Annotated in this window: 10 protein-coding genes; 5 read left to right on the top strand and 5 right to left on the bottom strand. The window is 64.0% G+C overall.

Features of this window, described 5'->3' with window-relative positions; translation table 11 throughout:
- The coding region (locus tag VEK15_08595; GenBank protein HXV60738.1) for a GHMP kinase at nt 1-346 on the top strand (346 nt) is incomplete at its 5' end.
- Between the two features lie 75 nt (nt 347-421).
- Here the strand turns inward: VEK15_08595 and VEK15_08600 are convergent.
- The gene (locus tag VEK15_08600; protein HXV60739.1) at nt 422-955 is read right to left on the bottom strand and encodes a zf-HC2 domain-containing protein; all 534 of its coding nucleotides are present in this window, start codon (nt 953-955) and stop codon (nt 422-424) included.
- Complete coding sequence (locus tag VEK15_08605) at nt 952-1,500, bottom strand: sigma-70 family RNA polymerase sigma factor (protein ID HXV60740.1); 549 nt, start codon at nt 1,498-1,500, stop codon at nt 952-954. The genes VEK15_08600 and VEK15_08605 overlap by 4 nt, the downstream gene beginning before the upstream one ends.
- Nucleotides 1,501-1,613: 113 nt before the next feature.
- On the opposite strand from VEK15_08605, the gene VEK15_08610 reads away from it, so the two are divergent.
- Together VEK15_08610 and VEK15_08615 are read left to right on the top strand one after the other, a co-directional pair.
- A complete protein-coding gene (locus VEK15_08610; protein HXV60741.1) occupies nt 1,614-2,396 on the top strand; it encodes an MBL fold metallo-hydrolase in 783 nt (260 codons plus the stop codon).
- Between the two features lie 174 nt (nt 2,397-2,570).
- Nucleotides 2,571-3,302, top strand: coding sequence for a matrixin family metalloprotease (locus VEK15_08615; GenBank protein HXV60742.1), 732 nt, complete (start codon nt 2,571-2,573; stop codon nt 3,300-3,302).
- 32 nt (nt 3,303-3,334) lie between these two features.
- Here VEK15_08615 and add read toward each other — a convergent pair whose 3' ends face one another.
- The 3 genes from add to VEK15_08630 form a co-directional block, all read right to left on the bottom strand.
- Nucleotides 3,335-4,369 carry an adenosine deaminase gene (gene add, locus VEK15_08620; protein HXV60743.1) on the bottom strand — a complete coding sequence of 345 codons (1,035 nt, stop codon included), beginning with the start codon at nt 4,367-4,369 and terminating at the stop codon, nt 3,335-3,337.
- Between the two features lie 66 nt (nt 4,370-4,435).
- Nucleotides 4,436-5,443 (bottom strand): c-type cytochrome, encoded by a 1,008-nt coding sequence (locus tag VEK15_08625; GenBank protein HXV60744.1) that lies wholly within the window; start codon nt 5,441-5,443, stop codon nt 4,436-4,438.
- A gap of 5 nt (nt 5,444-5,448) precedes the next feature.
- The gene (locus VEK15_08630) at nt 5,449-5,640 is read right to left on the bottom strand and encodes a hypothetical protein (GenBank protein HXV60745.1); all 192 of its coding nucleotides are present in this window, start codon (nt 5,638-5,640) and stop codon (nt 5,449-5,451) included.
- Nucleotides 5,641-5,870: 230 nt separating this feature from the next.
- Between VEK15_08630 and VEK15_08635 the strand changes: the two genes are divergently transcribed.
- Both VEK15_08635 and VEK15_08640 read left to right on the top strand, forming a co-directional pair.
- Nucleotides 5,871-6,974 carry a serine hydrolase domain-containing protein gene (locus VEK15_08635; GenBank protein HXV60746.1) on the top strand — a complete coding sequence of 368 codons (1,104 nt, stop codon included), beginning with the start codon at nt 5,871-5,873 and terminating at the stop codon, nt 6,972-6,974.
- The coding region (locus VEK15_08640; protein ID HXV60747.1) for a porin family protein at nt 6,971-7,349 on the top strand (379 nt) is incomplete at its 3' end. The genes VEK15_08635 and VEK15_08640, both read left to right, overlap by 4 nt.

Raw genomic sequence — 7,349 nt, forward strand, 5'->3', positions numbered from 1 at the left:
CTTTGCTCGCCTGCTTCGAGGCGATGCGTTGGAGAACGCACCGGTCCTGGGCGAGCTCATGTATCAGTCCCACGCGAGCTATTCCGCCTGCGGGCTGGGCTCGGAAGGCACGGACCGGCTCGTCGAGCTCGCACGGGCGGCGGGAGCGCGACGCGGAATCTTCGGCGCCAAGATCACGGGAGGCGGAAGCGGGGGGACCGTCGCCGTCCTCGCGCGTCGCGACGCCGAGGACGCGGTGCGCGAGATTGCCGATCGCTATGCCAGGGAACGTGGCATCGAGCCCACTCTCTTTGGCGGATCCTCATCGGGCGCTCTAGCTTTCCGCCACCGAGTCTTGAAACCGTAGGAGAGGCAATTCCTGATGCGCCATTCCTATTTAATGCAACTATTCTAAAAGTTGTACTTGACGCGAGGACTCCTCTTACTCCCGATGCCAGACCGTATAGCGCTTCTCTTCCCCGCGGTCGTCGCCGAGGATGGCCTCGACGCGGAACACGATGTCGTTCGGGTACAGGGCGGCAAAGTGCCGCTGACAGGCGATGAGGACTTCCCCCCGCGCCGCGTCGAAGGGAACATCCTCGAACCGAGCGAGATCCACTCCCTGGGAATCGAAAATAGCGACGTCCACGCGGTGAGCAGGGCTCAAATCGGAGCCTCCGAGCCGGTGTACGAGTAGCTTTCCCTCCGGCGGGAAACGGGATTCGGCGACCTCTCCCGGCGACATCGGGTTTACCGCGAAGATCTTCCCCTCGCGCGACAACGCCTCGTATCGCTCGAGGCTGAGAATAGGAGGCACGGCGTTGCGTATCGCCGCCGCGAGCCCAGAGACCTGTTCGGATTCACTCGCACAGGACGGGCAGGAGAAGAGGTGCTCTTCGACCTCGTCGCTCGCGGATTCCTCTAAGAGTCCCGCCAGATAATCGGCCAGCCGATCGAACGACAAGTGCTCCGTCATGTGCCCACGCAGTCTCGCAACCGGGCGATGGCGCGATGATGCATCACCCGAATGTTTCCCGGCGTTGTGCCCAGCTTCTCCGCGGCTTCGGAGGCCGTCGCGCCTTCCTGGAACAAGAGGAACAGGAGCCGGGACTCCCGGGGAGGCAAGGCCGCGAGGCATTTCTCCACCCGGCGGCTCTCCACGAGGTCCCACGGCGGGGTCGCGGCCCCGGCGAGCTCCGTCGAAAGCCGGCGCCTGGTTCCTTCGAGACGGGCTTCACCTCTTCTCATGGAACGTGCCACGTTTCGGCAAGTTCCGAGCATGAACCGGTCCACTCGCTCCAGGTCCTCGACCCGCCCGGCGCGAAGCGCTTCGAGAAGGATCATCATCACTTGTTGTGCCAGATCCTCGGCCGCCGTTACATCGAACCGCAAGTGCTTCAGCCCGTAGAGCCTCGCGCGGTTCAGGAAGCGAGCGCAGAGCTCCGCCTCGCAGGAGGCGGCATCCGGAGCTCTCTCGGCAACGCGTCGGGCGATGGCGGCGTCCGATTCGGGTCGGGACACGGAGAAATCCTATCAGAGGGCGTAACGCGTGACCGATATTCGGCACGTGTAGGGTGCAAGGAAGAAATCGAGGCCGCGAAATGGCTCGCCCTCGAATGCAAGGAAGGAAAGCAATGGAATCTTACAACGCCGCACCCGACATCGAGGTCATCACTTCGAATTTCCCGCTCCCCGGTTTTGGCTTCGTGCCGATCAACGCCTTCGTCCTCAAAGGAGAGGAGCCCATCCTCGTGGACACGGGAGCGGGGGTGGATAGCGAGGCGTTCTTGCGGGTCCTGCGATCGGTCCTCGATCCCTCCGAGCTCCGGTGGCTGTGGCTAACTCATCCGGACTACGATCATGCGGGAAGCCTTCAATCGTTGTTGGCCGAGAACCCGCGGCTTCGCATCATTACGTCGTTCCTCAGCGTCGGTATCCTGAGCCTCACGGCGCCGCTGCCGCTGGATCGCGTTCGCCTGCTCAACCCCGGCGAAGTCCTTACCGTGGGTGATCGCAGGCTCCATGCCATTCGACCACCAGCGTTCGACAACCCGGCGACCACCGGCTTCTACGACGACAAATCCGCTGTGCTCTTCAGCTCCGACTGTTTCGGCGCGCTCCTCTCCCGACCCGCTCAGCAGGCGGCTGAGCTCTCCGAAAACGAGCTGCGCGAGGGGCAGATCTTCTGGGCGACCCTGGACTCACCCTGGCTCCACAAAGCCGAGACCGGCGCCTTTGCGAAAGATCTGGATCTCGTTCGCAAGTTGGAACCAACCATGATCCTTAGCAGCCACTTGCCCGCCGCTCGAGGCGACATGGCCGAGCGTCTTCTCGGCAACCTGGCGGCCGCCCAATCGGCACCGCCTTTCGTCGCCCCCAACCAGGCCGCGCTCGAGCAGATGTTGGCGACGCAATAGCAGGCTGATTGGCTCGCAGACTCTCGGTCGGAATCCAGACAGTCATCTCGCCCAGGCTGGTTGGCCAGGGTATCGCGCTAGATGGAACGGAGGTCGTCGAGGAAATTCTGACGGTTCGACCTGAAAAATCTCGTCCCGACGAGATAACCTAGCCCCGACATCGACGCGCAAGCCATGCGAAACACGACCGGAGCCGGAAATCATGTCACGGTCGGGCCGCCGAATGCCTTCACGGCCCCGCTTGCGAGCCGCACGCGCGCTAGCCGCTGCGCAAGGGGTCTCGGTGCGCTCTCGGCACTACTCTTCGTCTGCGTGTGGCACAGCCGCGGCGAAACTCAAGTAGAGCGGACTCTGGGGCCCCTCGACGGGCAACGGCGGGTCCCGTACTTCATCGCCTCGGGCGAGCCCGGCTCGGCGTACCGCGACTCCGACCGCGAGCTCGCACGTTGGGCCCTCGAGGCGTGGGAGCGCAACGCCAACGGCGCATTCCACTTCGTGGCGAGTCCCGAGGCCACAGCGCTGGTTCGCATCCACTGGGTGCCGGCGGGGCGTGGCGAATACGGCGAGATGCGACGCCTGATGGTGGATGGCCGCCGTGGCGCGGCGGTGTTCATCCGGCCCGACACCGACGCGCTCGGCGAGGCGATCGGCCAGGGCGCCCGCGCCGACGAGCTGTTTCGAGACACGATCGTCTATCTCACGTGCGTCCACGAGCTCGGCCATGCACTCGGGCTCCAGCACACCGCGGAGTTCCAAGACGTGATGTATTTCTTCGGCTACGGAGGCGACATCGCCGGGTTCTTCGCCCGTTATCGCCGTCGCCTGCAAGCCCGCGCCGACATCGCCGGCGAGGCCGGGTTGTCCGACGGCGATCTGGCCCAGTTGCATTCGTTATACCGCAAGTAGGTGTTCTCAGGCTACCGCGACGGCGATGTCGATCACGGTGAGCCTCCCTGGGGCAGAGCTCGAGCGAGAGAAGCCGCCAGCTCGTCCCGGAGCCGCTGCTTCGTCTGAGCATCCGCCCAGGTCGAATCGATCGCGTTCGAGACGAGCTTTCCGATCTCGGCGAGAGTGAAACCCAGGTCGCGGGCGAGTGCTTCGTACTCTTCCTGGAGCGACGTTTGGAACATCTTGGGGTCATCGGTGTTCACTGACACGAGCACGCCCTCGTCGAAGTAAGAGCGAATGGGGTGATGCTCCAGCGAGTCGACCACTCCGGTTCGGAGGTTCGAGATGGGGCACATCTCGACCGGGATCTGGTGCTCGACCAGATGTCGCACCAGAGCCGGGTCCTCGGCGGCGCGGGTACCGTGGCCGATACGATCCACCTCGAGACTCCGGATGGCGCCCCAGATGCTCGTGGCCCCGGAGGCTTCTCCGGCGTGCGCGGTGGTCCTGAGGCCGAGCCGCCGGGCCTCGCGATAAGCATCGCCATAGGGTTCGGGGGGAAAGGCGTGCTCCGACCCTCCCAACCCGATTCCGACGATCTTCATCGGCTTGTCCGCCGCGAGCTCCTTCAGCCAGGTGAACCCGCGCTCGGGTCCGAAATCTCGTGTGAGGTCGGCGATGAGACGGACTTCGACTCGATCCTTCACGCTGTCCAGACCCTTCCGCGTGGCTTCGGTGATGCGGGCGACGTCGAGCCCATGGAGCATCGCGAAGTCTCCTGGAGAGTGAAACGCTTCGACGTACCGGATGTTCTGCGCCGCCAGGTCCCTTGCCACCTCGGAGGCGACGAAAGTGAAGTCCTCGTACTCCCGGAGGAAACCATTCTTCCACGTCCAGGTGGACAGAAAGTGAGGGAAATCGGTGTAGCGAAACCGTTTCTTCAGGTCCTCGATGCCCCGCACCTCGCCCGCGCCTCCATACTTGCACACGAGCTCGTAGAGTGCGGGAAGGGGAATCGCGCCCTCGAGGTGAAGGTGGATCTCGACTTTGGGGAGGGAGCGGACGGCTTCGGCGCGAGATGACATGGGGAAGCTTACCTCGCGGGGGATGGAAGGGCCCCCAATTCCCTTTACTTTGCCCTCCCCCGGCGGTCAGTTCCGATTACCGAGCGCGCGCACGTAGGCCATGAGTGGAGCGTAGTGCTCCTCCGCGATGACGCCCCTCCAGGTGGGCATCTTCGTTCCGGGCTTCGTCGTGGACGGGTCCTCGATCCATCGTCTCAGGTCCTCGTCTGCCGGGTAGCTCGTATTGGCCTGACGCAGGTCGGCGATGCCGACTCCGTTGTCCCCGTGACAGGAGCGGCAGCCGTAGTACCGGTAGAGCGCTTCGCCGTCGAGCGTCTCGGCGAGAGCAGGCTGGTCCGCACGGGCGACGGCGCGCTCGATCGGAGGCACCGTGCGCAGGTACGCGTAGATGGCGCCGACCTCCGCATCGCTGAGCTCGGGCAGCGGCACCATGGGATAGAGAAGTGGCGTATGGTCCGGCCGGAATCCTTCGCGCACCGCGCGCAGGAACTCCTCACGGGTCCACGTCCCGATCCCGGTGCCCTCATGCGGGGTCAGGTTCGGAGAATAAATCGTCTCTCCGCTCAAGCCGAGGAGCGGATTGCCGCCCCCGAGATAGCCGGGGGTCTTCTCCGGCTCGGCCACGTTCATCGTCTTGAAGTCCTCGGAGTGGCAGGAGTAGCAGTCGAGGTTCACCACGAGATAGCGGCCCAAGGCGACCTCGTCGCCCGGCGGGGGCGGGGGAACGGGCGCGTCGGGATAGGGGAGAGGCCCGAAGACGAACCGGGTGAGCGCCTTCGTGAGGAACGACGGCTCGGTGACGCCCGGGGGGTCCACCGCCTCGGGGGCGACGAGCGGATCGTCCGAGCGGAGAAACGCGATGATGGAGAAGAGGTCCTCGTCCGAAAGATGCGGCAGCTTGGACATGTAGGGCGGGACGTAGACGCCGTTTCGATCGATTCCGGTCTTGAGCAAATAGGCGAGCTCTCCGTCCGTCCAGCCGCCGATGCCGTTCTCGGGATGCTTCGTGATGTTCCTCGAAACGATGCGACCGAACTCCAGAGGAACGTCTTCCACGTGCTTTCCCGTGAGCATTCTCGTCACCGGATCCATGTGGCAGCCGCGAGAACCTTCCCCCGGGCCACGCGCTCGGGGGTGACTTCGACGGTGAGGTCGATCTTCCCTTGCTCGAAGGTCGGCGGATGACCGAAGTGGACGAACAGAGCGAGTACCGCTACCGCGACAACGAGAACGGCGAACAGGCCACCGCCAACCTTCAACGCGCTTCTCAACGTCTCCTCCGGGAAAATGGAAGCGGGGATTGTAGCACTGATACTCGGCGCTTCCGACCGCGCAGACTCGACACCGGCATGGAGGACAAGTACATGCGCTGGATCCTTCTCGTCGCAATGCTTTCGAAAGCCAGAAGAAGGCGCTCTTGAGCTGGCTTTCCTCACTCAAGGGTCCGGCGTTATCTGGTTCACAATAGAGAAAGAACCGGTGTGATAGCGTCAATTGCGGAATGACGATCAGCGGGCTGCGGCGCTGGACCGCGCTGACGGCGGTCGTGAGCGCTCTGCTAGCCGCCGGTTCGAGCCCCCGCGAAGTCGAGGCCCAAGCCACCGGAGATCTAGAAGCGCGCCTCGTTCGCCTCGATGCATCGCTCGAAATTCTCAGGCGCGGCTACGCCATTCCCGGTCTGTCAGCCGCGGTGGTCCAGAACCAGCGTGTCGTTTGGGAAATGGGATACGGCCTCGATGACGTGGAGCGCGGTCGACCCGCCACACCCGACACTCCTTACCGCATTGCGTCACTCACCAAGACCTTCACGTCGGTGTTGCTGCTGCAATGCGTCGAGGAGGCAACGCTGGATCTCGATGATCCGATCCAGAAGTACGGCTCGGACATCCCTGAGGCAGAGGCCACGGTCCGGGACATCCTGACTCACACGTCGGAGCAGACACCCGGGCTGGTGTTCCGCTACAGCGGCGATCGCTACGCCGTGCTTACGCCTGTGGTGGAAGCCTGCACCGGTCAGCCCTATCGTGTGGCGCTGGCCAGACGCATCCTGGATCCGCTCGCGATGCGCGATTCGGTTCCGGGACAGGATCTGGAAAACCCCAGCCCCACGCTCCGCGCCCTGTTCGAACCAGGCACGCTCGAACGCTACCGGGCGGTGTTAACGCGACTGGCGATCCCATACAGCCGCGCCAACCCGTTCCAAGTCGAGCGTTCGGAGTACCCGCCCGAAGGCATCAACGCCTCGGCAGGCCTCGTCTCCACCGTGCGCGATCTCGCGAGCTATGACTCAGGGCTCGATCATCACTTGCTGCTGGCCGAGGAGACACAGGAAGCTGCTTGGACGCCGGCCGTTTCGCGTGGCGGCGGGACGTTACCTTACGGCCTGGGCTGGTTCGTCCAACAGTACCGAGGCGAACGGGTTGTCTGGCACTTCGGCGATTGGCCGGGCTCGTTCTCGTCTCTCATCGTCAAAGTGCCGGGACGGAATCTCACCCTGATCCTTTTGGCGAACAGCGACGGTCTGAGCGAGCCCTTCCCGTTGGCGAGCGGCGACGTCACCGCCTCTATCTTCGCTGCGCTCTTTCTGAGGCTCTTCCTGCAATGACGGACAAGCGACCGTTCCTCGTCGGGGTGCTGATCGTTCTATCCGCCCCAGCCGCCGAAGCGGTCGACTTCGGCTTCAAGGCGGGGATCCACTGGGCTACCCTCCCCAGGTTCACGGGCCCGTTCGGCGGTCTTGGTTCCGGCAGCACTCGGAACCTCAGCGGCGGCCCGTTAGTCGCCTTCCCTCTCGCGGGTGTCCTGGCGCTGCAGCCGGAGGCGCTCTTCGTCAAGAAAGGCACAGTGCTCAAGGCAGAGAATCCGCAGCTGGATCTCAAAACGACTCTCGTGTTCGAGTACCTGGAATTCCCCATCCTCGCCCGGATCGCAACGAATCAAACAGGGCCAACGAGCTTTTACGCCCTCGTCGGGCCATCCT

It is taken from the genome of Vicinamibacteria bacterium, assembly GCA_035620555.1.
Taxonomy (GTDB): domain Bacteria; phylum Acidobacteriota; class Vicinamibacteria; order Marinacidobacterales; family SMYC01; genus DASPGQ01.